Source organism: Simplicispira hankyongi (genome assembly GCF_003570885.1).
Classification (GTDB): Bacteria; Pseudomonadota; Gammaproteobacteria; order Burkholderiales; family Burkholderiaceae_C; genus Simplicispira; species Simplicispira hankyongi.
In genome coordinates, this window is record NZ_QXJC01000014.1 from 22,351 (window position 1) to 45,886 (window position 23,536).

Sequence of the window (23,536 nt, forward strand, 5' to 3'; positions counted from 1 at the left end):
AAACCCTAGTCGCCCTCTGCGGCGCACAGCGCTACCCTGCACCTCCTATGCAAGCGCCCCATATTCCCCAGATCCGCCTGTACCAGGATTGGCTGCGTGCCGAGCGCGGCCTGCACTTTGGCGACTACGACGCGCTGTGGCGCTGGTCCACCACCGAGCTGGACGTGTTCTGGCAGAGCATCTGGGAGTTTTTCGACATCCAGTCGCCCACGCCGCATTTCGGCGTGCTGGCAAAGAATGTGATGCCAGGCGCGCAGTGGTTTCCCGGCGCGCAGCTCAATTACGCGCGCCAGGTGCTGCGCCACGTCGCAGGGGCCGACGCGGCGGGCATGCCCGCCATCGTCGCGCGCAACGAGCGCGGCGAGCAGCGCGAGCTCTCCTGGCCCGCGCTGCAGCAGCAGGTGGCGGCTTTCGCCTTGCATTTGCGCGCGGCAGGCGTGCAAAGCGGCGACCGCGTGGCAGCCTACCTGCCCAACACGCCCGAGACGGCGGTGGCCTTCCTGGCGACGGTGGCTGTGGGCGGCGTCTGGAGCATCTGCGCGCCCGACATGGGCACGCAGGCGGTGCTCGACCGCTTCCGCCAGATTGAACCCAAGGTGCTCATCGGCGTCGATGGCGTGGTGCACGGCGGGCGGGCGTACGACCGCCTGCCCGTGCTCGCACAGTTGCGCGAGAGCCTGCCCAGCGTGCGGCACGCGGTGGTCGTGGGCAATCTGGACGCTTCTGTTTCCATAGCTGGTTGGGCAGACTGGGCAAGCGCCAGCAGCCAAAATGATGCTGAAACCGCCGCATTCGAGCCGCTCTGGCTGCCGTTCGACCACCCGATCTGGATCGTTTATTCCAGCGGCACCACGGGTCTGCCCAAGCCCATCGTGCATGGCCACGGCGGCATGGTGCTGGTGCAGATGGCGCTCGGCGCACTGCACAACGACGTGGGCTGCAGCTACGCACCCAACAGCTGGGGCGAGCGCTACCACTGGTACAGCTCCACCGGCTGGGTGATGTGGAACGCGCAGATGGCGGGCCTGCTCTCGGGCACCACCTGCGTGATTTACGACGGCAACCCCGGCGGATCGAAAGACCAGCCCGACTGGACGGTGCTCTGGCGCTTTGCCGCCGACACCGGCACCACCTTCTTCGGCGCGGGCGCCGCTTTCTACGCCAATTGCATGAAGGCCGACATTGCGCCCGCGCAATGCGGCGACCTGACGCGCATCCGCGCACTTGGCTCGACCGGCTCGCCGCTCTCGGCCGAGGTGCAGCAATGGGGCACCCGCTTTATGGCGCGGGCTGGCGTGGATGGCGAGCGACCCGATGGCATCTGGTGGGCCAACATTTCCGGCGGCACCGACTTCGCCGGCGCCTTCCTCGGTGGCAACCGTGAACTGCCGCAAACCCCCGGCCGCATGCAGTGCCGCATGCTGGGCGCCGCCGTCGAGGCCTGGGACGCGCAAGGCCGTCCGGTGCTGGACGCGGTGGGCGAGCTGGTGTGCACCCAGCCGCTGCCTTCGATGCCGCTGTATTTGTGGGGCGATGACAGCGGCGAGCGCTATGTGAGCAGTTACTTCGACAGTTTTCCTCCCGGCCACGGCCGCCAGCCCGGCGGGGGCGACGGCCCGCCAGCCATGGGCGCCGTCTGGCGCCATGGCGATTGGATCGAGATTGGCGGCCCCGCCCACCCGGGCTGTGTCATCTACGGCCGCTCGGACGCCACGCTCAACCGCCACGGCCTGCGCATGGGCACGAGCGAGCTCTACAGCGCCGTCGAGGCCCTGCCCGAAGTGCTCGACAGCCTGGTGGTGGACCTGGAATACCTGGGGCGCGAGAGCTTCATGCCGCTGTTCGTCGTGCTGCGCGCCGGTGTGGTGCTCGACGATGCGCTGCGCGCGCGCCTGACAGCCGCCATCCGCACGGCACTCTCACCGCGCTTCGTGCCCGACGCCATCGTGCAGGTGGCGCAGGTACCGCGCACCCTCAGCGGCAAGAAGCAGGAACTGCCCATCAAGAAGCTGCTGCTGGGCCAACCGCTGGACAAGGTGCTCAACCGCGACGCCATGGCCAACCCGGAGTGCCTGGACTGGTACGTGGCCTACGCCGCCGAGCACGCAGCGCGCCACGCCTAAGGGAATGCAGAACAAGTCCCTCACGCGCCGCCGCGCATCCGTACCTCGGGCGGTCTGCGGCGTTGCAAACCCTCGTCATCGCGTTGTGATGGCTGCGGCTTGCATCTAGCATCCGCTGGGCGCGGCGCGCAGAGGGTTCTGCAGCGCTGTCATTTTTGAACCTCTCTGCAGACGCAAATGCGCATTTCACCGACAGCGCATATGCGAAGCGCTCTTCCATAATCAAGCCCCGACCTCTGCCGGAAGGCCCCCATGACCGCCCCCACCGCTGAACGCCCCAAGCGCTTTTCCATGATTCGCGAGTTCCACCTCGCCGACTGGTTCACGCTGGGCAATGCCGTCTGCGGCGTCGGCGCGCTGTTTTCCGCCATGACCTACCTGGAAAACGGCAACCGGCAGCATGTGTATTACGCCGCCGCACTGGTGCTGGCCGCGCTCATTTTTGATGTGCTCGATGGCCGCGTGGCGCGCTGGCGGCAAAAGAGTTCGGCCATGGGCCGCGAGCTCGACTCGCTGGCCGACGTCATCTCCTTCGGCGTGGCCCCTGCGGTGCTGGCCTACGCCTGCGGCATGCAGGGCGGCTGGGACCGCATCGTGCTGGCCTACTTTGTCGCCTGCGGCGTCTCGCGCCTGGCGCGCTACAACGTGACGGCCGAAACGCTGTCGGGCGACGATGGCAAGGTGAAGTACTTCGAAGGCACGCCGATTCCGACCTCCATCGCGCTTGTCGCCCTGCTGGCGCTCGTCGCAGCCTTGGGCGCGGTACGCGAGTCGCTGTGGTTCGGCCACTGGCAGCTGGCCGGCTGGCGCCTGCACCCGCTGGTGCTGCTGTTCGCGCTGTCGGGTTCGCTGATGATCAGCCGGATTCGCATTCCGAAATTTTGATTGTTTTTGGCCTCTAGCGCTTTACTGTCATGCGTTAGCAGCTACGAAATCAGAAGCAATCTTCGGTTCAGGCAGCTGCCGCGCGCGGGCGCCGGTTGACCACCACGATGCCCACCGCTACCAGACCAAGCGCCGCCAGCAAACCGGGCGTGATGTGCTCGCCCAGCCAAAGCGCGCCGAACAGCAGGGCAAACACTGGCGTGAGAAACACGAACGAGGACATCTTGGTCGCGTTGTAGTGCGCCAGCATCCACATCCACGCCAGGTAGCTGGCAAAGGCCCCCACCAGCGACTGCAGCAGCAGCGACATCCAGGCAAAGGTGCTCAGGTCCAGCGACCAGCGCTCGCCCAGCGCCAGCGAGAGCAGTGGCAACACCGCTGTGCTCACCCCCACCTGGTAGAGCAGTTGCTTGGCGGGCGGCAAACGCCCGACAGGCGTGCTGCGGATGACCACGGTGGTCAGCCCCCACATCAAGCCGGCGGTCAGCCCGAGCAAGTCGCCTAGCCAGGCCAGCGGCTGGGCCTGCACGGCGGGGTGCCACAGCCCGTCGCCCAGGGCAAGCGCGGCGCCGACGAAAGCACCGGCGAGGCCCAGCCACTGCCAGCCAACCAGACCTTCGCCGGCGACGAAGCGCGGCAGGATCAACGCCACCCAGAATGGCGCGCAGTACAGAAACACCGTGAGACGCGAGGCCTGCGTGTACTGCAGGCCGATGTAGATGCAGGCGAACTCGCCAGCAAACAGCGCGCCAGCCAGCAAACCGCTCCACAGCGCGCCGCGAGCGGCCTGGGACTGCCGCTCCGGCAGCAACGGCACGCGGCGCCACAAACACCACAGAAGGACCGCGACCGTCGCCATGGCAAAGCGCACAAAACCCTGGAACACCGGCGCCACCTCGGTCACCGTGGCTTTGATCAGCACCTGCTGGAACCCCCAGAACATGCAGCAGGCGAGCAGCAGCGAAATGGCGAGCGTGTCGAGATGGGCTTTGCGCGTATCGGGCATGCAGCGATTATGGGCGGCGGTCCCATTCGGCGCTGGGCCCGTGCACCGCTGCGGAGGCGGCAAAGGGCCTTGTTCCACAGTGCCTTACAGTGCCCGCATGAGCGCACTGCCTGACAACCCTGCCAACGCGCTGCACGGCTGGCGCCTGCGGGTCTACACCATCATTTTCGAGGCCGACACGCGCGCCGGGCGCTGGTTCGACCAGGTCTTGATAGCGTGCATTCTGCTGAGCGTGGCGGTGGTGATGGCCGACAGCGTGCCCGCCCTGGGCGCCCACTACCACCGCGCGTTCCAGGTGGCTGAGTGGATCTTTACCGTACTCTTCACGCTGGAATACCTGGCGCGCCTGGCCACGGTGCAGCGCCCGCTGCGCTACGCGACGAGCTTTTTCGGCATCGTCGACCTGTTGGCCCTGCTGCCGACCTACCTGGCGCTGCTGCTGCCGGGCGCGCATGCACTGATCGACGTGCGCGTGCTGCGCCTGCTGCGCATCTTTCGCGTGTTCAAACTCTCGGCCTATGTGGTGGAGTACCGCAGCCTGGCGCACGCGCTGCGCGCCAGCCGGCGCAAAATCGTGGTCTTCATCTCCGGCGTGCTGATGATTGTGCTGGTCATGGGCACGGTGATGTACGTGGTGGAAGGGCCGGAAAACGGTTTCACCAGCATTCCCACCGCCGTGTACTGGGCCATCACCACCATGACCACGGTGGGTTTTGGCGACATCACGCCGCGCACCGAGCTCGGGCGATTCTTCTCGTCGGCGATGATGCTGCTCGGCTGGGGCACCCTGGCCGTGCCTACCGGCATCGTGACGGCGGAGATGGCCGCGCAGCGCTTCTCGTCCCCGACCACACTACCCACGCCGACCACGCGCACCTGCCACGAATGCCTGACCGAGGGCCATCTGCCCGAAGCGCTCCACTGCCACCACTGCGGCGCCCACCTGCCGCCCTGGCAGCACGAGCCGGGCGGCCAGGGGCATCCCTAGACTAGATCGCGGGCGCCTGCCCGGTACACTCGGGCCTTTTCGCGCGCGATGGGCTCTCAATCCTTGCGCGCCCCTGTTTCACACCCCATGGCCGCAGACACGGCGGGCACGGCCCGCACCCGTTTGGAACTCAAAAGCGCGTCGCTCCCCGTGGTGGCGGTGCTGCTGCGCTCCCCCGACCCCGCACAGCTCGCCGCCGATCTGGCCGATCGGCTGGCGGACGACCCCGGTTTCTTCGACCACGACGCGGTGCTCATCGACCTGACACTGCTGCGCGAGCTGGACGGGGCGCTCGACTTCCCCGCCCTCTGCGCTGCGCTGCGCGCCCACTGCACGCTGCCGGTGGCCGTGCGCGGCGGCAACCCGGCGCAGATGGCCGCCGCCGCCGAGGCGGGCCTCGCGCCCGCGCCCGACGCCGCCTTCCAGCGTACCGAGGCCGCGCCGCGCGAGGTGGTGCGCGAGGTACAAGTCGAGGTCCCCATTGAAGTCCCGGTGCCCGGCCCCGGAACCCTGGTGATCGACAAACCCCTGCGCTCAGGCCAGCAGGTGTACGCGCGCGGCGCCGATCTGGTGGTGCTGGCGGTGGTGAGCTTTGGCGCCGAGGTGATTGCCGATGGCAACATCCACGTCTATGCCCCACTGCGGGGCCGCGCCATTGCCGGCGCGCGCGGCAACACGGCGGCGCGCATTTTCACGACCTGTCTGGAACCCCAGCTCGTCTCCATCGCCGGCATTTACCGCACCACGGAGGTGGCCATGCCGCCCGAGGTGCTGGGCAAACCGGCCCAGGTGCGGCTCGACGGCGAAAAGCTGCTGATCGAGCCGCTCAAGTGAAACACCCCCCTATGTCGCTTCGCTCCTTCCCCCCGCTCTCGCAGCGCTGCGCGCCGCGGGCAGGGGGACGCTCCCAGCGCGGCGGGGCGGCCCTTGCGCGGGAGCCCTGGCATGGGCCGCGACCATGCCGAGCGCCACTGCGGTGCATGTACCCTGAAAACTGATGAAACACCCCCCTATGTCGCTTCGCTCCTTCCCCCCGCTCTCGCAGCGCTGCACGCTGCGGGCAGGGGGACGCTCCCAGCGCGGCGGGGCGGCCCTTGCGCGGGAGCCCTGGCATGGGCCGCGACCATGCCGAGCGCCACTGCGGTACATAGACCCTGAAAACTGATACTTCATTCAACAGCAAACCCATCGAGAGACCTCTACACATGGCCAAAATCGTCGTCGTGACCTCCGGCAAGGGTGGCGTGGGCAAGACCACCACCAGCGCCGCCTTTGCCTCCGGCCTCGCCCTGCGCGGCCACAAGACCGCCGTGATCGACTTTGACGTCGGCCTGCGCAACCTCGACCTCATCATGGGGTGCGAGCGCCGCGTGGTGTACGACCTGATCAACGTGATCCAGGGCGAAGCCAACCTGCACCAGGCGCTGATCAAGGACAAAAACTGCGACAACCTGTTCGTGCTCGCCGCCAGCCAGACGCGCGACAAGGACGCGCTCACGCTGGACGGCGTGGGCAAGATTCTCGAAGACCTGGCGGCGATGGACTTTGAATACATCGTCTGCGACTCGCCCGCCGGCATCGAGAGCGGCGCGCTGATGGCCATGCACTTTGCCGACGAGGCGCTGCTGGTGACCAACCCCGAGGTGTCGTCGGTGCGCGACTCGGACCGCATCCTGGGCATGCTCGGCAGCAAGACCAAGCGCGCCATTGAAGGCGGCGAACCCATCAAGGAGCACCTGCTCATCACGCGCTACAACCCCGGCCGGGTGCAGGAAGGGCAGATGCTGAGCTTGGAAGACATCCAGGACATCCTGCGCATCAAGCTCATCGGCGTCATCCCCGAATCCGAGGTGGTGCTGCAGGCCTCGAACCAGGGGTTGCCTGCCATTCATTTGCAGGGCACCGATGTGTCCGAGGCCTACAAGGACGTGATCGACCGCTTCCTGGGCGAAGACAAGCCGCTGCGCTTCATAGACGCCGAGAAACCTGGTTTCTTCAAACGCCTGTTCGGGAGCAAATAAGCCATGGCGTCCTTCCTCTCCTTTCTGCTGGGCGAAAAGAAGAAAACCGCCAGTGTCGCCAAGGAACGCCTGCAGATCATCCTGGCGCACGAACGCAGCGGCCGCAACGCCTCCGAGCCCGACTACCTGCCCGCGCTGCAACGCGAACTGGTGGCGGTGATCAGCAAGTACGTGAAGATCAACCCCGAAGACCTCAAGGTGAGCCTGGAGCGCCAGGACAACCTGGAGGTGCTGGAGGTGAAGATTGAACTGCCTGAGGCAGCGCGCTGACTTTTTAAACGAAATTGGGCTCTAGCGCTTGTGCGACAAGCGCTGGCAGCTATCAAAAAATGATTCTTTTTGGGTGGGCCGCGCTAGCGCGCGTGCTTGGCCCACTTGCCCGCGATGGCCTGCGCAATGCTCAAGGCCCGCTGGCCGGGCTGCAGCCAGGCGCTCTGGCCGGCGGCAATGGTCCCTGGCTGGTCCACAGCCAGGTAGTAGCCGCAATGTCCCGTCTGCGCCATGGTGCGGCCCGCCTGGACAAAGCCCATCACCACATTGAATTTGTAGCAGGGTTCGCGGGGCGCAGTGATGCGCAGCACACAGTCCGGGAAGTGCAGCCGGTCGCCCACAAACACCTCATGCTCCAGCAGGCCGTCGACCGTGAGGTTCTCGCCCATAAAGCCCGGCGGCAGGTCTTCGCCCAACAGGCCGACACCCCGTGCGCGCCGTTCGGCCTGCCAAAACGGGTAATGCGACGCCGGGTAGGCATAGACGGCCTTGTCCAGGCCGCCGTGCACGCTCAGGTCGGCCTGCTCGTCGCCGCCGAGGCCCAGGCGGCGCACGGCGACTGGACCCGCCACTGGGCGCTTGCCAATGCCCGAGAGCACCGAGCGCTCACCAGCGCGGAGGCGCTGGCACAGGCCGACATTGAGGCTAAGCACGCGCAGCCCAGGTGAAGGCCGAGGCGCACCAGGCTCGGCGTCTACCAGCCCCACACCAGTCGCCTCGACACCCAACCCATGGGGCCGTCTTCCTGCTTGATCTTGACCCAGTCGCCCTTGCGGCCCAGCGTTTTGAGGATTTCGCCGCGCGCCGCCTTGGCCAGCACGCGGCTGTGCAAGCTGGGCTTGCTGCGAATGTTGAGCACCTGCACTTTCACCACGTGGTGCGGACTGTGGGTACTGGTCAGCGGCTTGAAAACCCAGCCACGGTCGTTCTCAAAGTCGCGAACCTGCAGCCATTGGCCTTTGTGCGACAGCACCTGCAGCGGGTAGCCCCGGCTGAGCACCCACAGCGCTTGGTGGTGGGTTCCGGCGCCGGAACGCATGTTGATCTCGGTGCGGTTGACGGCCACCATCTCGCGTGCCGTGGCGGCCGTGCTGCCCGCCAGAAGGGCCAGCGCGGTGAGAAGGGTGGGCAAGGGGTTGGCTCGAAACATGGATCTCCAGTGGGTGGGCAGCGCAGCGCGCTGCATGGGGGACAGACGCGGCCCATTTTTTCAGCCTGAGCACGAATGTCAAAACGCGCCCTCCCTTTTCGCAGTGCAGCAAAGGGGCTTATGTCCAAACCATGCACAGCAGACATCCGTGACAGTGCTCAGAACGTGTTCAAGGTCTCGCAGGAGCAGCGGATTCAACCCCCGTGGTGCCAAGGCGGGGCAAAAGCATGCTGGCACCCTTTTGCCCAACCCTGTTGCCGCATGGCCAGCACACGACAGGGTGCCTACATCCCACGGATCCGTCTGTTCCTGCCTAACCCGATGATGGGCAAGCAAGGCGCCACGGCGCAAACCCCAAAGCAGAGCTTCGGCTCCGCTTTTTGACTTTAAGGCAATGCCTGAAGCGAACGCGCCCTACCCAGCGCCCCCCGCGCAAGGGCCGCCCGACCGGGCTGGCAGTGTCCCCTTCCCGGAGCACGCAGCGATGCGGGAAGGGGGATGGCGCCGAAGGCGACGCAAGGGAGAGCTGCCTACAAAGGGTGCTCGGTATAGAAGCGCCCACCGTGGTAGAGCAGCGGCGCCACGCCTGGGCGATGGACGCAGTGCTCCACCTGGCCGACAAAAATGACGTGGTCGCCCTCGTCGTAGCGGCTGCGGTTGAAGCATTCGAAATGTGCCACCGCACCTTCCAGCAAGGGGGCTCCGGCAACGCCTGGCGTGTGCCGCACGCCGGCCCAGCGGTCCACGCCACGCGCGGCAAAGCGCTCGGCCAGCGCTTGCTGATCCGCCGCAAGCACATTGATGGCGTAGTGCGAACCCGCCGACAGCGCCGCCATGGAGGCGGCGGCATGGGCCAGGCTCCAGAGCACCAGGGGCGGCGAGAGCGAGACCGAATTGAACGAGTTGGCCGTCAGCCCCACGAGGTGCCCGTCGGCCGCGCGCGCGGTCACAATCGTCACCCCGGTGGCAAACATGCCAAGGGCAGCGCGAAACTCGCGGGTGGAAAATGCGGGAGAGCGGGGCTGTAGGAGGCTAGGCACAGGGAACGGCGGCACAGGGCGGGCTATTATGTGCCCCTGATCGAAAACGTGCCGACACCTGCGGCGCCGCTGCCCCCGTCGATGTCCCTGCTCCCCACGTTTACCACTCTGGGTTCCGGCCCGACCGTGCTCATGCTGCACGACGCTGACAGCGGGCACCTGAGTTTCTCCCCCCAAGTGGAAACCTTGGCCAGCCAGGGCTACCGTGCCGTGGCCTGGGACATGCCGGGCTACGGCCACAGTGCCCCGGTGGAACCCTACAATTTTCTCGGGCTGGCACGCCGCTGCCAGACGCTGATCGCAGCGCTCGAATGCGAGCACCTCACCCTGGTGGGCCATGGCCTGGGCGCCATGCTGGCGCTTGAGTTGGCGCTGCGGGCCGGCGACACAAGGGTTGACGGCCTGGTGCTGTGCGCAGGGGGGCCGCCGCTCAATGCACAGGCGCTCGCGCATTGGCACAAGGCGCGCAAGCAGACGCTGGCCGCGGGCCACTCCATGGAACAGTTGGCCGAGCGTCTCGTGCCCCAACAGGTGGGTTCTGGCGCGCTGCCCGAAGGCGCACGCCTGGCGCAACACGCCATGGCTATGGTGCACCGCGCGACCTATGCGCGCGCGCTGGACGCCATGGGCGCGTTCGGCCGCACGGCCAGCGAGCTTGCGCGCATCCACCAGCCCGTCCTGGTGATTGGCGGCGCGCAAGACCGAAGTCTCGCGCCCGAGGCCCTGGACGCCCTGGCCCGGCTTCTGCCGGATGCCCAGCGCGTGAGCCTGCCGGGCATCGGCCACTGGCCCCAACTGGAGGCACCCGAGGCCTTTGATGCTGCCCTGCTGAGCTTCCTCGCGGCGCCGCGGGTGCTGCACTGATGCGCGGCGCTCCCCTGCGGCGCGCGCTGCGCTGGCTCGCCACCTGTCTGCTGGCAAGTACCTGCCCCCTGGCCTTCGCGGAACCACGTCTGCCCATGCCGGCAGCGGCCGCTGCCTGCAGCTTGCTGGTGCCACGCCTGCCCAGTGTCTCCTACGCCACCTGCGCGGCAGCCAGGCTGGAAGAAAGCGGCGCCTTCTCGCGCAACGGTGTCCCCCTGTACTGGCGCGACGTGACCCGTGAGGCGCCGGGCAGCGCCGCGCAGGCTGACCCCTTGCGCGTGCTGGTGATTGGCGCCATCCATGGCGATGAACTCACTGCCGGGGCTTTGGCACTGCGCTGGATCACGCTGGCCGGCAAGACGCCACGCGCCGTGCACTGGCGCTTTGTACCAGTGGCCAACCCCGACGGGCTGCTGGCCAAGAAGCCCCAGCGCACCAATGCCCATGGCGTGGATCTGAACCGCAACTTCCGCACCCCAGGCTGGGACCACGACGCACCGTTGCACTGGCAAAGGCGCGCCCACAAGGACCCGCGTCGCTGGCCGGGGCCGTCGTCCCTGTCAGAACCCGAAACACGTTTTCTGAACAGCCAGATCGAGAGCTTCAAGCCGCAGCTCGTGGTGAGCATTCACGCGCCGTATGGCCTGCTCGATTTCGACGGCCCCATGGCGCCGCCACGCCAGCTGGGCGCGCTGCGCCTGGAGCAGGTGGGCGTGTTTCCAGGATCGCTGGGCTATTTCGGCGGCCTGAAAAAGGGCCTTCCGGTGGTAACCATCGAGCTGCCCAACGCTCTGCGCATGCCCAAGGAAGGGGAACAGCGCGACATGTGGGCCGATTTGCTTCGCTGGATGGATGCCCACTTGCTCACCGATGTGCGCGAGGCGCACGAAAAACCCGAACCCGGCAAGCTTTCGGTTCACTGACAACCCCCATAGACACAGGGTAAACGCCGGACACGGCGCTGCGTGCTTGGCATCATGCTGTGCGGGCGGCCGGCAGGTGCCGCACTTCGGAGACACCATGAGCACTACGCACCACCCGCGCGCCCGCGCACTGCGCGGCCTGTTGGCCTTGTGCGCCGCTCTGCCACTGTTGGCAGCAGCCCAGCCCGCAACGTCTGTGAAGCTGGGCGTCATTGGCCCCTTCACCGGCGCTTCTTCGGATTTCGGCACCCCGCTCCTCCAGGGCATCAAGCTGGCCGTCGATGAAATCAACGCCGTCGGGGGCTACCTTGGACGCCCGCTGGAATTGGTCATTCGCGACGACCAGGGGACGCCCGATGTGGGCCTCAAGGGGGCGCAAGACCTGGTCGCCCAAGGCGTGCTCGGCACCATTGGTTTTTGCAATACCGGGGTCGCGGAAAAATCCTTGGCCGTATTCCAGAACGCCAAGGTTCCGTTGATCATCCCCTGCGCCACGGGCACACCGCTCACCGCCAAGTACCCACCGGCCGAGAGCTATATCTTCCGCAACTCGGCGCGCGACGCCATCCAGGCACCCTTCGTGGTCAACGACCTGGTCAAGCGCGGCTGGACCAAGGTGGCGATCTTTGCCGACACCACCGGCTACGGCGAGGCGGGCTTGAAGGACGTGGAGGCCGCCCTCGCAGCACACCAGCTGCGGCCCGTGAACATCACCCGCTTCCCGCTGGGCGTCACCGATCTGAAAGACGAACTCAAGACCGCCCGCGATGCGGGCGCCAACGTGGTCTTCAGCTACACCGTGGGCCCGGAAAACGCGGCCATTGCCAACGGCAGACGCGACATTGGCTGGAAGGTGCCACAGGTAGGTGCCTGGCCGCTGTCCTTCCCCTTCTTCATTGACGGAGCAAAAGAGGCCGCCGAGGGCGCGTTGATGGCGCAGACCTTCATTGCCGAGCCGAGCAACGAACGGCGCGCGGCGTTTCTGAGTGCCTACACCCACAAGTGGGGCAAGAAACTGGTGGTGCCCATGGCGGCGGCCCAAGGGTACGACGCGGTCTATCTGTTCACCTACGCCCTGCTGGGCATCCGCGATGGCAAGCTCAGCGGCCCGACCATAAAGACAGCCCTGGAGAATATTCCGCGGGTGTACTACGGCGTGGTGGCCACCTACGAGCATCCATTCAGCAACAAGGACAAAGATGCACTGACCGCCAACATGCTGGTCATGGGCAAGGTACAGGCTGGCGCCGTGACATTTGCCTACCCCGAAGACGCACGGCGCAACCTGATCGTGCAGCGCAAGAAGTGAATTGGCAGCGCAGGTTTCGCCACCCTAGATTTCAGTGTTTTTTTGGCCTCTCACGCATACTTACATTGAATTGTTAGCTATATAAATTCTAGCTGCCTGGTATTTATTCAGGCTCCCTGCCGTGTGCTGCGGCACAGACCACAAGCCCCTGCCCTGCAGATGCCGGAACGGATAGCCGGCAGCGCTGTGGTTTTTCGGGTTCATCGCCACTCGACAGCGTGCCACTAAAAAAACACAATCAGCGCCGTTCACCTGCCATCAGTTTTGCTGATGCACCCAACTGCGCCGCCATGAGCACCTTTGACCCGATTGCCCTTGAATGTCTTGCCGCCATCATTGAGGAGGGCGGCTTCGAACGCGCAGCGCAGCGCCTCAACGTGACGCAGTCAGCCGTCTCGCAGCGCCTGCGGGCGCTGGAGGCGCAGGTGGGGTCGGTGCTGATCGTGCGCAGCCGCCCGCTGCGACCTACCAGTTCTGGGCAAATGCTGCTCAAGCACACCAAGCAGGTGCGCCTGCTGCGCGCCGACCTGGAGCGTGATCTGCAGGAGCTCACGCCAAGTTCGCAGGGCGGCGGGCGCGAGGAAGAGCGCATCGCCATCGCCGTCAACGCCGACAGCATTGCCACCTGGGCGCTGGAGGCGCTCGGCCCCCTGGCGCGCCAGCGCCTGCCGCTGGAAATCATCGCCGACGACCAGGATTTCACACAGGAATGGCTGCGCTCGGGCCAGGTGCTGGGCTGCGTCACCACGGTCAAGCAGGCACTGCGCGGCTGTCGCATGGTGCCGCTGGGCGCCATGCGCTACGTCGCCGTGGCGCAGGCCGAATTTGCCGAGCGCTGCCTGCCCAGGGGCCTGACGCAGCACAGCTTTCGTGAGGTGCCGTTTGTCTCCTTCAACCGCAAGGACGACATGTCGGCCGAATTTGTCGCCCGTATCTTTGGTCTTAAACGGGTTTCGCTGCACCAGCTGTTCGTTCCCAGTACAGAGGGACAGTTGCGTGCGGTTCAGGCCGGCTGGGCGGTGGCCGTGCTGCCCGAGTTGTTGGTGCGGGCGCACATAGAAGACGGCAGCCTGGTCGATCTGGCGCCCGGCAGTTCGCTGCCCATTGCGCTGTACTGGCATTGCTGGAACCTGGAGTCCGCCGTGCTCAATGCGCTGACCGATGCCCTGATTGCTGGGGCTGGCGCGGCACTGGCTTGAACCGCGACGGGCCCGGCCACGCCATGGCCCCTGCCGGGCGAGCGGAAAATGCGAGTAAACCCCATGGTTTTTGTACGACCAACCTATTCACATTTGAACTGATCTGTATACCATTGGGCCATGGACAACGCTCCCCCCAAGGTTTCCTTCAAAGAACAGATGCACCAGGCGCGTGAGCGCGCCATTCTGCAGACGGCCTGCGACCTGCTGGGGTCGAAATCGTTCGACTGCATGACCATGGACGACGTGGCCGGTGGCGTCGGCATCGCCAAAGCCAGCCTGTACAAACATTTTGGCAGCAAGGAAGACCTCTGCTGCGCCGCCATGGTGAAGGTGCTGCACCTGGTGAACGCCCATGTGGCCGGCCTTGACCCCTCCCTTGCAGCCGTGGACAAGCTGCGCGCAGTGGTGCGCTGGTCCCTTGAGCGGCTGCTGGAAGGCGAAATGCCGCTGCTGCCCAGCCACAACTCCACGCTGCGTGCCGTCCTCATGAGCAACAAGGACTATGCCGATGGTGTGGTGCTTCTGAGCGACACATTGGGCGAATGGATCGTACAGGCGCAAACTGAGGGCGTACTGGACCCCCAGTTGCCGCCGCTCGTGGTGCTCTACACGCTCTACGCCCGGGCCTGCGACACCGTCGTCGGCTTTCTGCAGGAAAGCGGGTTGTACAAGAACGACGAAATCATGGATCTGGTGCTCCGCACCTGCTTCGACGGGCTGCGCGCACGCTAAGCGCCTGTTCAAAGCGCGCGGTGCACCTTCCCGCCTACCACCTGCCGAGGCGCGCTCAGCGCACGATCAGCACCGGCACACGGCTGTTGGCCAGCACCTGCGTAGTCACGGACCCCATGACCAGCGTACCCAGCGCGCCATGGCCGTGCGAGCCCATCACCAGCAGGTCGTACTTGCCAGCATCGGCGACCTTGCCAAGGGTGGCGCCGGCCGGCCCAATCTTGACGATGCGCTTGGTGGTGAGGCCTTTGCGATCAAGGAACTTGGTGACGGGGGCGAGCACCTTTTCCGCCTGTTCGGCGTAGTACTCGTCCACGACGTCCTTGCCCAGCGCCGCACGCGCCCTGGCGGGCAGTTCGGCCTGCACCGTGATCACGCTGTACGCGTGTTTGGGGCCCAGCAGTTCATCGTGCGCGGCCAGGTAGGCCAGCATCTTCTTCGTATAGGCACTGCCGTCGACAGCGAGCAGGATATTCATCGCATTTCTCCAGGTACGGTGACAGAAATCGGGCGCACCCGCGGCCGCCTTTGCTCACGCAAGCGCCAAGCCGCTGCGCTCGCGCCATCATACGGGCAGGGGCTCGAAGGGCATCAGGCCCACAGTTCACGTGAAAAAATTAGGTGAAAATGGCCTCTAGCGCTTATGCAGCATGCGCCAGCAGCTATAAAAATAGAAGCTAGCGATCAAAATCGCCGTTCAACCGTGTTCACGATCCAAGCTCGACGCAGCACAAGGGGTCGAAGCACAGCTGCTCGTTCTTGCGCGCATAGCCCAGTGGGTTGGCCCGTACCCGGCAGCGCCAGGAACTGCCGTCGGCGCGCAGGCCTTGCGCCGTGTAGTCGATGGGCGTGTGCAGATGGCCGTGCAGCCACAGGCGCGCATGGGGCAGCAGGGCATCGAGTGCATTGCAAAAACCGGCGGTGCCCGGCTTCAGACCGTAGCGCGGATCGGCGCTGCGCAGGCTGGGAGCGAAGTGGGTGACGGCGACGGTCGGGCCGCCAAAGGGCAGGGCCAAGGCCTGCTCCAGCCACTCCCGGCATTGCAGCGACTGCTGGCGCACCTCGGGCGCCAGCAGCGCTGCGCCGTGCACCGTGGCACCGGTGGTGCGCAGGTAATAGTTGGCGGCGCGAAAGGCCTTCTCGCGCATCTGCAGGCGCCGATCGCCCTCCACGCGGGCGTCGTCGGCCAGTGCGTCGAAATCGCTCCACAGCGTGGTACCGACAAAACGCACGCCGTTCAGCACGGCGGTCTGGCGCTCCAGCCAGATCAGGCCAAGCCGCTCGCAGGTGGCGCGCAGGCGCTCGTGGGCGGCGTGGAAATCCTGCGCGTCGTACTCATGGTTGCCGGGCACGAAAATCACCGGCACCGGCCAGCCGGCGTATTGCGGCAGCGGGGAAAAGTGCTCCAGGCCGAAGTCGTCGCCCATGAGCAGCGAGCCTGTTTGGTACGAGCCGATGTCGCCCGCCAGCACCAGCGCGCCAGCGCCTGGGGCCGGCTGGGGCGCGAAGTCGGGGTGCACCTCCAGGTGCAGGTCGGAGAGCAGCTGAATCTTCATGGGCAGATTCTCGCCCTGCCAGCACCAACAGCCTCCTAGTTGCGCTGGCCAGCCAGCACCTCGTCGAGCGCTTGCGCCACGGCGTGGAATTCGGCATGGCTCAGCGTGCGCGTCTGTTCGTGACCCGACTTGGCCCGTATTTGAAAGCGCCACTGCGTGCGCCTGGCCGGCTGGTACGCGGCAGCAGCCTGGCGGAAGGCGTCCATGTCCACGGGAAAACTGGCGCTTTCCTGGTAGCTGCACTTGCGCTCGAACAGGTCGCGCATGTTGCAGGTGGAGCCCTGCTTGTCCACGCTGAGGGCCACGCTTTTCTCGCCCGCTGCAGCGCCATAGCGCGCCTCGCTCAGCAAATGCATGCTGTAGTCGGTGTACGTGTCGGTGACGACCACCTGCACCGATGGCTGGTGCGTCTTGCGGTCGATGCGCACCCGCAAAAATTCGGTGTTCGGGTATTCGCGGCTCTCGGGCGCGTGCGCAGCGGCGGTGTCCAGCATCAGCGCGGGAGCTGCCGGGTCGTCCTTGAGCGCGATACGGCTCTTGTAGAAATTGCTGTCGTTGCGGCCGACCAGGGCCTCGAACGCTGCCTGGTTGTCCAGGGATTTGAAGAAGTAATCGCCATGCTTCCAGCTGGCGCCTTTTTGCAGCAGGTTGTAGCTCTGCGCCTGGCCGTCGGCAAAGAAGGTGAAGTAGCTGCTCTTGTCGGCTGCTGCGCCGGCCTCGGTGATCTCGGTGGCGGCCAGCGCCTTGCAGGCGTTGGCGCGGTCCGATCCCGGTTTGGGCAGCAAGCGCAGTTCTGCGCTGCAAACCCCCTGGGCGTCGCTGGTGCAGGACCAGGGCGCTGGCAGCTTCTGGCCGCCAAAGAAGCTGCCATCGTCCGACTGGCAGGCACCGCGCACGGTGGCGTGCACGACGGGTTGCTGCTGCGCGTCAAGCAAAAGCAAATGGATGTGGCCAGTCGCCGGACTTTCCGCCCAGACGCCGGAGGTCAGTGCCAGCGCGCTCGTTGCGGCCAAGGCAAGCGCCAGAATTTTGTGCATGGGAAGCTCCAGAAAGTGGGGTCTTGGCGCCAGCCGACGCATCGGGCCGCAAACGCGCGTGGCGCATGGTAGCGGGTGCACCACGCGTTCTGTACGCAAAACCTACGCCGTGCAGGGCCGAAGCAGGGTACGGCCTGAGAAGGTGTTCACGATCCGGGGACGCGTCGATGTTCTACGGCGCACCAGAGGTCTGCTGAGGCAGGTGCTCCGCCTTTGCCGCGCGGGCCACCACCTCGCGCAGCCAGCGGTGCGCTGCGCCGCTGGCGCGACGCTGGTGCCACAGCGCATCCACATGCACCGTGGGCAACTGCAGGGGCAGCGCCCGCCATACCAAGGCACCTTCGAGGCCGGTGACGCCAAAGAAATGCAGCGGCAGCACGGTCAGCAAATCGGAGTTGGCAACGATGCGCCCGGCCGTGAAAAACTGGTTCACGGTGAGCACGATACGGCGCTCGCGCCCCATCGCTGCCAGCGCCTCATCGGTAAAACCGTAGGGCCGGCCGGAAAAGCTCACCAGCAGGTGGCGCGCCGCGCAGTACTGGTCCAGCGTCAGCGGGCTGGCAGCCAGCGGGTGGTCCTTGCGCATCAGGCAGACGTATTCGCCGTCGTACACGCGCTGGTGGGCGTAGCTCACCGCGTCGCCGGTCTGGTTGCGCGCGGTCAGATCCGCCAGCACCGCAGGGAAGTAGCCGATGGCGAGGTCCGCCGTCTCGTCGTCCAGCAGGCGGCGCGGGTCGCGCGTGGCCAGTGGCAGTACGCGCATGGAGACGCCCGGCGCTTCGGCGGCCAGGATGCGCACCATGTGCGGAAGCAGCGCCGCAGCGGTGGCGTCCGCCATGGCCAGCACAAAGCTGTTGTCGGCCAGCAGGGGAGTAAAGCGCTCGGGTGCCAGTGCGGCTTCGAGCTGCGCCAGCGCGGTCTGCACCACGGGCCAGAGCGCCTGCGCGCGCGGTGTGGGTTCAACGCCGGTGCCACTGCGGCGCAGCAGTTCATCGCCCAGGGTTTCCCGCAAGCGGCGCAAGGCATTGCTGACGGCGGGCTGGGTCAGCGCCAGCTTGTGGGCCGCCCGCGTCAGGCTGCGCTCGGCCATGACCGCGTCGAACACGCGCAACAAATTCAGGTCGAGACGGCGAAAGGCGTCAGGCATGGCAGGGGAGCTTGCTAAGAGCCTGTTCAAAAGAGGAGGAAACGCATGATATTCACGATAGGAATGAGCATCATCACAAACATAAAGTTGAATAACACGCGGGTAAACCCTAGTATTCACCCATCACACCAATTGGTGCCGTTGTTTGCCAGGAGTTTCACCATGTCCACGCTTGCCCACTCGCCCTTTTTGCGCACCCCTTCCTTCTCCGCAGCGGCGGTCAACCGGGTATCCGGATTGGGCACCATGCTGGCCGCTTGGCGGGTTGCACGCCGCAAGGCCCGCGAAGACCGCGAAATGTGGGCGCTGGCCCAGCAAGATCCACGCCTCATGAACGACCTTGTCTGCGCCCTTCAGCGCCAAGACTGAGTAGCGTCTCCCAGGAGGGCATCAGCCTGGTGCTTCCGGTTTCCGCATCGGAGGCCGCTAGCTGCTTTGTTCAGCCTGTCTGCCTTGATAAAGGTTCACGCTTTCAGCAAAAAAGCCGCGCTCTAGCGCGGCTTTTTTGCGTCCTGCGGGAGCAAAGTAGGCGCGCCTGCCCATGCGCAGGCACTTCTCCCAGCACAGAGGCACGCCAGCAACGCATTCTTGATCCTGCGCAAACTTTCTCCACAAAATACTTTTAGAATGCGAGTCGTTCTCAATCGCATGCACCTTTACTGAACTCCGATTGAGCCCTTTTTCAACATCCATCAAAGGCTCGCAACATGCTGCTTCGCTCCCTCGCCCTGACCGGCGCTCTCTGCCTCAGTCTGCCTGCTCTGGCGCTGGAGTACCCGATCGGTGCGCCCCAGAACGTCTCCGGCATGGAAGTGGGGGCCGTCTATCTGCAGCCGGTCGAGATGGAACCCGCAGGCATGATGCACAAGGTGTCGGAATCCGACATTCACCTCGAAGCCGACATCCACGCCTTGAGCAGCAACGTCAATGGCTACTCCGAAGGCACCTGGATTCCCTTTCTGCTCGTGAAATACGAGCTGACCAAACAAGGTTCGGGCGAAGCCATCCGTGGCGACATGATGCCCATGGTGGCCAGCGACGGCCCGCACTACGGCGACAACGTCAAGCTCGCAGGTCCCGGAAAGTACCACGTGAAGTTCACCATCTACCCGCCCAACGCCAAGGAAAATGCCACGGGTATGCACTTTGGCCGGCATACCGACCGCGCGACCGGCGTGCGCCCTTGGTTCAAGACGGTCGATCTGGAATGGGACTTCACCTACGCTGGCATTGGCAAGAAGGGCGGCTACTGACATGCGGCGCAAGCTCCCTGCGCACAAGGCCGTCGCGCTGGCTGCGGCCCTGTGCGCTGCGACCCTGCCGCTTGCCAGCGAGGCCGCAACCGACTCCGACGCGCTGATGGCGCAAGTGAAGGCGCTGGCCGATCGCGTGGAACGCCTGGAAGCGCAAAACGCGCAATTGCGTACCGCGCTGGAAAGTGATCGCATCAGCGAAAACGAGCCCGAACTGGCCACCCGCCTCAAGGCCGTGGAAGCACAGCAGGATGCGCTCAAAGGCCCGGCCAGCAAGTTGGCCGATGCATTGGGCGGCATCAGGGTCGAAGGCAGCCTGACCGGCATGGTGCAGCAGACAGGGCGCAGTTCACTTGCCGATCCGGGTTCGAGCGGCAGCCGTGCCAACTACCGCGGCGACGTGGCCGCGACCTTGCCTGGGGGTGACTTTGGCGCCAACAAGGGCAAGGTGTTTCTGCATGCACGCTTTGGGCAAGGTGATGGCTTGGCGCTGCGACCCACCTACACCGGCACCGCCAACACCACGGCCTTTGCCGGCAACGACACGGATGACACCCAGTTCACGGTGGCGCAGGCCTGGTACCAGCTGGAGGTGCCGCTTGACCAGAAAGCCTCTGACAAGGCGGTGTTCACCGTCGGCAAGATTGACCCGTTTGCTTTCTTTGACCAGAACGCCATCGCCGACGATGAGACACGGCGCTTTGCGAACAACGTGTTCGTCCACAACCCTCTGCTCGACTCCGGAGGTGATACGGGTGCCGACCACTTCGGCTTCGCCCCTGGGGCGATAGCCGCGTACGAAAACTCCAGCGAGAAAACCATGCCATGGGGCACTTCGCTGGGCGTGTTTGGCTCGGGCGACGGCGCCAACTTCCGCGGTAGCAGCGGAAAACCTTTCGTGATCGCGCAGGCCTGGGTCTCGCCACGCATCAACCATCTGCCTGGCACTTACCGCGTCTATGCATGGAGCAATGCGCGCGGCACCGATTTCGATGGCAGTCAAGCTCGCCACGCTGGCATGGGTCTCTCGATGGACCAGCGCGTCACAGACGAGCTGACGCTATTTGGGCGTTACGGCCACCAGACCTCCGGGCATGTGCTGTTCAACGGTGCATTCACCATCGGTGGAGAACTCGACGGTTCGGCCTGGCGGCGCGGCTCCGATGGCCTGGGCCTGGCGTTCGGCATGCTGCGCACCAGCGGGCGCTACGCCTCGGCATCGGCAGCGGATCCCGCCAACTATGGTTTTGCCGCACGTGGTTCCGAGCGCATTGGCGAGCTGTACTACCGCATGCATTTGAACGATCACGTAGAGATCACACCCAGCCTGCAATATATTTCGCGGCCGGCGGCCAATCCCGATGCCAAGGGGATCGCGCTGGTTGGCCTGCGCGCCCGGGTGGGGTTCTGATGCGAGTGCCCAAACACTTGCTACTCACCGCCGCGGGGCTGCTGCTGGCGGCGAGCGCAGCACAGGCACAGGAGCTGCCCACCTTCCGGCTGGAAATGAAAAACGGCCGCTTCGAACCCACCGAGATCGTGGTGCCCGCCAATACGCGCTTCAAGCTTGTGCTGCACAACGCCGGCCCAGAGGCCGAGGAGTTCGAGAGCCTGGAGCTCAAGAAGGAAAAAGTGCTGGCGCCTGGCGCCACCAGCTTCCTGGTGTTCGTGCCGCTCAAGCCCGGAAGCTACCGCTTCTTTGGCGATTTCCATCCCGATACGGCGCAAGGCCATATCGTCGCGCGCTGAAAGCCCCTCCATGCTCAATGCCCTCGTCATCGTCTGGCGCGAAAGCCTGGAAGCCATGCTGGTCATCGGCATTCTTGCGGCCTGGTCCACCGGCCGCGGTGGCGGGCGTACGACCCGTGCCGGACTCTGGGGCGGCGTGGCAGCGGGCCTGGCACTCGCGGTGGCGCTGGCTGCCGTGATGCAGGGAACGCTGGGCAACCTGTCGGACCGCGGGCAGGAAATCTTCCAGGCGCTGCTCATTCTCTTTGCTGCGGCGCTGATGACCCAGATGGTGCTATGGATGCGGCGCCACGCGCGCGGTCTGCGCCGGGAAATGGAGAGCGCGCTGGACCGCGCTGCCGAGCGGCGCGGCGCCTGGGGCATTGCTGCCGTCGCCGCCGTTGCCGTGGCGCGCGAAGGGTCGGAGACCGTGATCTTCCTCCAGGGCATTGCCTCGGGCGTCGGCTGGGGTGCTCTCCTGCCCTCGGCGCTGACAGGGGTTGCGTTGGCGGGGATCACCGCCTGGGCCGCAGCGCGCGGCCTGCGTTTTCTGCCGCAGCAGCAGGTGCTGCGCGTCAGCGCCAACCTGCTGCTGCTGTTTGCCGCTGGCATGCTGGTGCTGGGGACGGATCGGCTGATTGGCCTGGAGTGGATTCCACCCGGCCCCGACCCACTCTGGAACACCAGCGCGCTACTGGACGACGGCAGTGGCGTCGGCAAGTGGCTGGCAAACCTGTTGGGCTACCGCGCACGCCCTTCGGCGGCCGACGTGCTGGTGTTCTTTGGTTTCTGGGCCCTGATGGTGGCGCGGCGCTGGTGGCCCCGGCGTGCCCCCCAGCAACCGAGCGCATGACGATGCAGTCCACAAGCTTCACACGCACCCGTGCTGGCGTGAGCACCGTGCATGTCATGGCAGGCGCGCCGCGCACACGGCTGGCACGCCTTGGCGACTGGATGGCACGCAACCGCAGCCGCATCGCGCAGTTGCAGTGGGGCATCGTCGTGCTGTATTTCGTGCTCGTAGCGGTGCCGGCTTTCCTGCCCATGCCGCCCGAAGACGCGCGCATGTTCACCAGCCTCACACGCTTTGCCCAATTTGCTTTCTGGGGCGTGTGGTGGCCGTTTGTCATTGCCTCCATGCTGCTCATCGGACGCTTCTGGTGCGGCGTGATGTGCCCTGAAGGGGCCTTGACCGAATTTGCCGGTCGCCCCGGCAAGGGCCTGCCGATTCCGCGCTGGATGCGCTGGCCCGGCTGGCCGCTGGTGGGCTTCCTGGGGACCACGCTCTACGGGCAACTCATCAGCGTGTACGAGTACCCAGGCCCGGTTCTGGTGATTCTCGGTGGCTCAACGGTGGCGGCCATTGCCGTGGGCATCGTCTATGGCCGGGGCAAGCGCGTGTGGTGCCGCTACCTGTGCCCGGTCACCGGCGTTTTCGCGCTGCTCGCACGCCTGGCACCGGTGCATTTCAAGGTGGACCGTGCGGCCTGGGATTTGCAGCCGGCCCACATTCCCGCCGTGGATTGCCCGCCGCTACTCAACGTGCATGCGCTCAACAGTGCGTCACAGTGCCATTCGTGCGGGCGCTGCAGCGGCCACCGCGATGCCGTCGCCTTGACCCTGCGCTGGCCCGGCAGCGAGATCGTGGGCAGCCAACCCGGCGACGTGGGGCGCTACGAGGCGTTGCTGCTGCTCTACGGCATGCTGGGCTTTGCCCTTGGGGCTTTCCAATGGACCATGGCACCGGGCTTTGTAGAAGGCAGGCAGTGGCTGGCGACCTGGCTGGTGGACCACGACATTTTCTGGCCGCTGGCCAGCAACGCACCCTGGTGGGTGCTGACGCACTACCCGCAAGTCTCTGACGTGTTCAGCTGGCTCGATGGCGCCGGCATCGTGGCCTGGCTCACCGGCACCGCCGTGCTGGTGGGCGGCTTTGCCCACCTGGTCACCGCCTTGGGCGCACGGGTGGTGCGCACCGATTGGAAAGTGCTGGCGCTAGGCCTCGTGCCCATGGCGGCTGCCAACCTGTTCCTGGGGCTCTCCATGCTCACGCTGACGCAGCTGCGCACCGAAGGCATTGTGTTTCACTGGCTGCCGCAGGCCCGCCTGACACTGCTGGCCGTAGCCTGGCTCGGGTGCGTGGCCCTGTGCGTAGGGCAGCAGCGGCGCGCGGGCATGCCCGTCTGGCGCACAGCCATTGCCACCGCCCTCGTTGGTGCGGCCGCCGCCTTGCCGGTGCTGCTGTGGGTGCGGACGCTGGATCTGCTCTCGGTGTTCTGAAATTCCACCCGCAAGAAAGCCA

At 65.8% G+C, this 23,536-nt stretch carries 26 protein-coding genes; 17 read left to right on the forward strand and 9 right to left on the reverse strand.

Going from position 1 to position 23,536, the window contains the following annotated elements; translation table 11 throughout:
- The first annotated feature begins 47 nt into the window (after positions 1–47).
- Both D3F03_RS16740 and pssA read left to right on the forward strand, forming a co-directional pair.
- Positions 48–2,123, forward strand: coding sequence for an acetoacetate--CoA ligase (locus tag D3F03_RS16740; RefSeq protein ID WP_119110574.1), 2,076 nt, complete (start codon positions 48–50; stop codon positions 2,121–2,123).
- 252 nt (positions 2,124–2,375) lie between these two features.
- Positions 2,376–3,008 (forward strand): CDP-diacylglycerol--serine O-phosphatidyltransferase, encoded by a 633-nt coding sequence (gene pssA / locus D3F03_RS16745; RefSeq protein ID WP_119110575.1) that lies wholly within the window; start codon positions 2,376–2,378, stop codon positions 3,006–3,008.
- A gap of 67 nt (positions 3,009–3,075) precedes the next feature.
- Here pssA and D3F03_RS16750 read toward each other — a convergent pair whose 3' ends face one another.
- Positions 3,076–4,014 carry a DMT family transporter gene (locus D3F03_RS16750; RefSeq protein ID WP_119110576.1) on the reverse strand — a complete coding sequence of 313 codons (939 nt, stop codon included), beginning with the start codon at positions 4,012–4,014 and terminating at the stop codon, positions 3,076–3,078.
- A 97-nt stretch (positions 4,015–4,111) separates the two neighbouring features.
- On the opposite strand from D3F03_RS16750, the gene D3F03_RS16755 reads away from it, so the two are divergent.
- The 4 genes from D3F03_RS16755 (at position 4,112) to minE (ending at position 7,293) form a co-directional block, all read left to right on the forward strand.
- Positions 4,112–5,002, forward strand: a complete 891-nt coding sequence (locus D3F03_RS16755) for an ion transporter (RefSeq protein WP_119110577.1) — start codon at positions 4,112–4,114, stop codon at positions 5,000–5,002.
- Between the two features lie 87 nt (positions 5,003–5,089).
- Positions 5,090–5,836, forward strand: a complete 747-nt coding sequence (gene minC, locus D3F03_RS16760; RefSeq protein ID WP_119110578.1) for a septum site-determining protein MinC — start codon at positions 5,090–5,092, stop codon at positions 5,834–5,836.
- Between the two features lie 371 nt (positions 5,837–6,207).
- Complete coding sequence (minD, locus tag D3F03_RS16775; protein WP_119110579.1) at positions 6,208–7,023, forward strand: septum site-determining protein MinD; 816 nt, start codon at positions 6,208–6,210, stop codon at positions 7,021–7,023.
- 3 nt (positions 7,024–7,026) lie between these two features.
- Complete coding sequence (gene minE / locus D3F03_RS16780; protein ID WP_119110580.1) at positions 7,027–7,293, forward strand: cell division topological specificity factor MinE; 267 nt, start codon at positions 7,027–7,029, stop codon at positions 7,291–7,293.
- Positions 7,294–7,376: 83 nt separating this feature from the next.
- Here minE and D3F03_RS16785 read toward each other — a convergent pair whose 3' ends face one another.
- The 3 genes from D3F03_RS16785 to D3F03_RS16795 all read right to left on the reverse strand — a co-directional run bounded on the left by D3F03_RS16785 (position 7,377) and on the right by D3F03_RS16795 (position 9,417).
- Positions 7,377–7,952, reverse strand: a complete 576-nt coding sequence (locus tag D3F03_RS16785) for an MOSC domain-containing protein (RefSeq protein ID WP_119110609.1) — start codon at positions 7,950–7,952, stop codon at positions 7,377–7,379.
- Between the two features lie 35 nt (positions 7,953–7,987).
- The gene (locus D3F03_RS16790; protein ID WP_245960666.1) at positions 7,988–8,425 is read right to left on the reverse strand and encodes an SH3 domain-containing protein; all 438 of its coding nucleotides are present in this window, start codon (positions 8,423–8,425) and stop codon (positions 7,988–7,990) included.
- A gap of 548 nt (positions 8,426–8,973) precedes the next feature.
- Positions 8,974–9,417 carry a flavin reductase family protein gene (locus D3F03_RS16795; protein ID WP_245960667.1) on the reverse strand — a complete coding sequence of 148 codons (444 nt, stop codon included), beginning with the start codon at positions 9,415–9,417 and terminating at the stop codon, positions 8,974–8,976.
- A 147-nt stretch (positions 9,418–9,564) separates the two neighbouring features.
- On the opposite strand from D3F03_RS16795, the gene D3F03_RS16800 reads away from it, so the two are divergent.
- From D3F03_RS16800 to D3F03_RS16820, 5 genes are all read left to right on the forward strand, one after another.
- Entirely contained in the window at positions 9,565–10,347 is a 783-nt protein-coding gene (locus tag D3F03_RS16800) for an alpha/beta fold hydrolase (RefSeq protein ID WP_119110611.1), read from the forward strand.
- Positions 10,347–11,270: a M14 family zinc carboxypeptidase gene (locus D3F03_RS16805; protein WP_119110582.1), complete on the forward strand. Its 924-nt coding sequence runs from the start codon at positions 10,347–10,349 to the stop codon at positions 11,268–11,270. Before D3F03_RS16800 ends, D3F03_RS16805 begins: the two co-directional genes overlap by 1 nt.
- A 97-nt stretch (positions 11,271–11,367) precedes the next feature.
- Complete coding sequence (locus tag D3F03_RS16810; RefSeq protein ID WP_119110583.1) at positions 11,368–12,579, forward strand: ABC transporter substrate-binding protein; 1,212 nt, start codon at positions 11,368–11,370, stop codon at positions 12,577–12,579.
- 290 nt (positions 12,580–12,869) lie between these two features.
- Entirely contained in the window at positions 12,870–13,778 is a 909-nt protein-coding gene (locus D3F03_RS16815; RefSeq protein WP_119110584.1) for a LysR family transcriptional regulator ArgP, read from the forward strand.
- Positions 13,779–13,898: 120 nt separating this feature from the next.
- Positions 13,899–14,513, forward strand: coding sequence for a TetR/AcrR family transcriptional regulator (locus D3F03_RS16820; RefSeq protein WP_245960668.1), 615 nt, complete (start codon positions 13,899–13,901; stop codon positions 14,511–14,513).
- Positions 14,514–14,568: 55 nt separating this feature from the next.
- On the opposite strand, the gene D3F03_RS16825 is transcribed toward D3F03_RS16820, so the two are convergent.
- The 4 genes from D3F03_RS16825 to D3F03_RS16840 all read right to left on the reverse strand — a co-directional run bounded on the left by D3F03_RS16825 (position 14,569) and on the right by D3F03_RS16840 (position 18,253).
- Positions 14,569–14,991: a universal stress protein gene (locus D3F03_RS16825; protein ID WP_119110585.1), complete on the reverse strand. Its 423-nt coding sequence runs from the start codon at positions 14,989–14,991 to the stop codon at positions 14,569–14,571.
- A 229-nt stretch (positions 14,992–15,220) separates the two neighbouring features.
- On the reverse strand, positions 15,221–16,069 hold the full coding sequence (locus D3F03_RS16830) for a metallophosphoesterase (RefSeq protein ID WP_119110586.1): 849 nt from the start codon (positions 16,067–16,069) through the stop codon (positions 15,221–15,223).
- 35 nt (positions 16,070–16,104) lie between these two features.
- Entirely contained in the window at positions 16,105–17,106 is a 1,002-nt protein-coding gene (locus D3F03_RS16835; RefSeq protein ID WP_119110587.1) for a hypothetical protein, read from the reverse strand.
- Between the two features lie 172 nt (positions 17,107–17,278).
- Positions 17,279–18,253: a LysR family transcriptional regulator gene (locus D3F03_RS16840; protein WP_119110588.1), complete on the reverse strand. Its 975-nt coding sequence runs from the start codon at positions 18,251–18,253 to the stop codon at positions 17,279–17,281.
- 162 nt (positions 18,254–18,415) lie between these two features.
- Here D3F03_RS16840 and D3F03_RS16845 point away from each other — a divergent pair, with 162 nt between their 5' ends.
- Entirely contained in the window at positions 18,416–18,622 is a 207-nt protein-coding gene (locus D3F03_RS16845; protein ID WP_147414733.1) for a hypothetical protein, read from the forward strand.
- Between the two features lie 57 nt (positions 18,623–18,679).
- Here the strand turns inward: D3F03_RS16845 and D3F03_RS17185 are convergent, their stop codons facing one another.
- Positions 18,680–18,946 (reverse strand): hypothetical protein, encoded by a 267-nt coding sequence (locus D3F03_RS17185; protein ID WP_147414734.1) that lies wholly within the window; start codon positions 18,944–18,946, stop codon positions 18,680–18,682.
- Between the two features lie 14 nt (positions 18,947–18,960).
- On the opposite strand from D3F03_RS17185, the gene D3F03_RS16850 reads away from it, so the two are divergent.
- Genes D3F03_RS16850 through D3F03_RS16870 form a run of 5 tightly spaced genes read left to right on the forward strand, consistent with a single transcriptional unit; the run spans position 18,961 to position 23,514 of the window.
- Positions 18,961–19,506: an iron transporter gene (locus D3F03_RS16850; protein WP_119110590.1), complete on the forward strand. Its 546-nt coding sequence runs from the start codon at positions 18,961–18,963 to the stop codon at positions 19,504–19,506.
- 1 nt (position 19,507) lies between these two features.
- The gene (locus D3F03_RS16855) at positions 19,508–20,917 is read left to right on the forward strand and encodes a carbohydrate porin (RefSeq protein ID WP_119110591.1); all 1,410 of its coding nucleotides are present in this window, start codon (positions 19,508–19,510) and stop codon (positions 20,915–20,917) included.
- Positions 20,917–21,255, forward strand: coding sequence for a cupredoxin domain-containing protein (locus D3F03_RS16860; RefSeq protein WP_119110592.1), 339 nt, complete (start codon positions 20,917–20,919; stop codon positions 21,253–21,255). The genes D3F03_RS16855 and D3F03_RS16860 overlap by 1 nt, the downstream gene beginning before the upstream one ends.
- A 10-nt stretch (positions 21,256–21,265) precedes the next feature.
- The gene (locus tag D3F03_RS16865; protein WP_119110593.1) at positions 21,266–22,087 is read left to right on the forward strand and encodes an FTR1 family iron permease; all 822 of its coding nucleotides are present in this window, start codon (positions 21,266–21,268) and stop codon (positions 22,085–22,087) included.
- 47 nt (positions 22,088–22,134) lie between these two features.
- Positions 22,135–23,514, forward strand: a complete 1,380-nt coding sequence (locus tag D3F03_RS16870) for a 4Fe-4S binding protein (protein ID WP_425453168.1) — start codon at positions 22,135–22,137, stop codon at positions 23,512–23,514.
- Positions 23,515–23,536 lie beyond the last annotated feature (22 nt).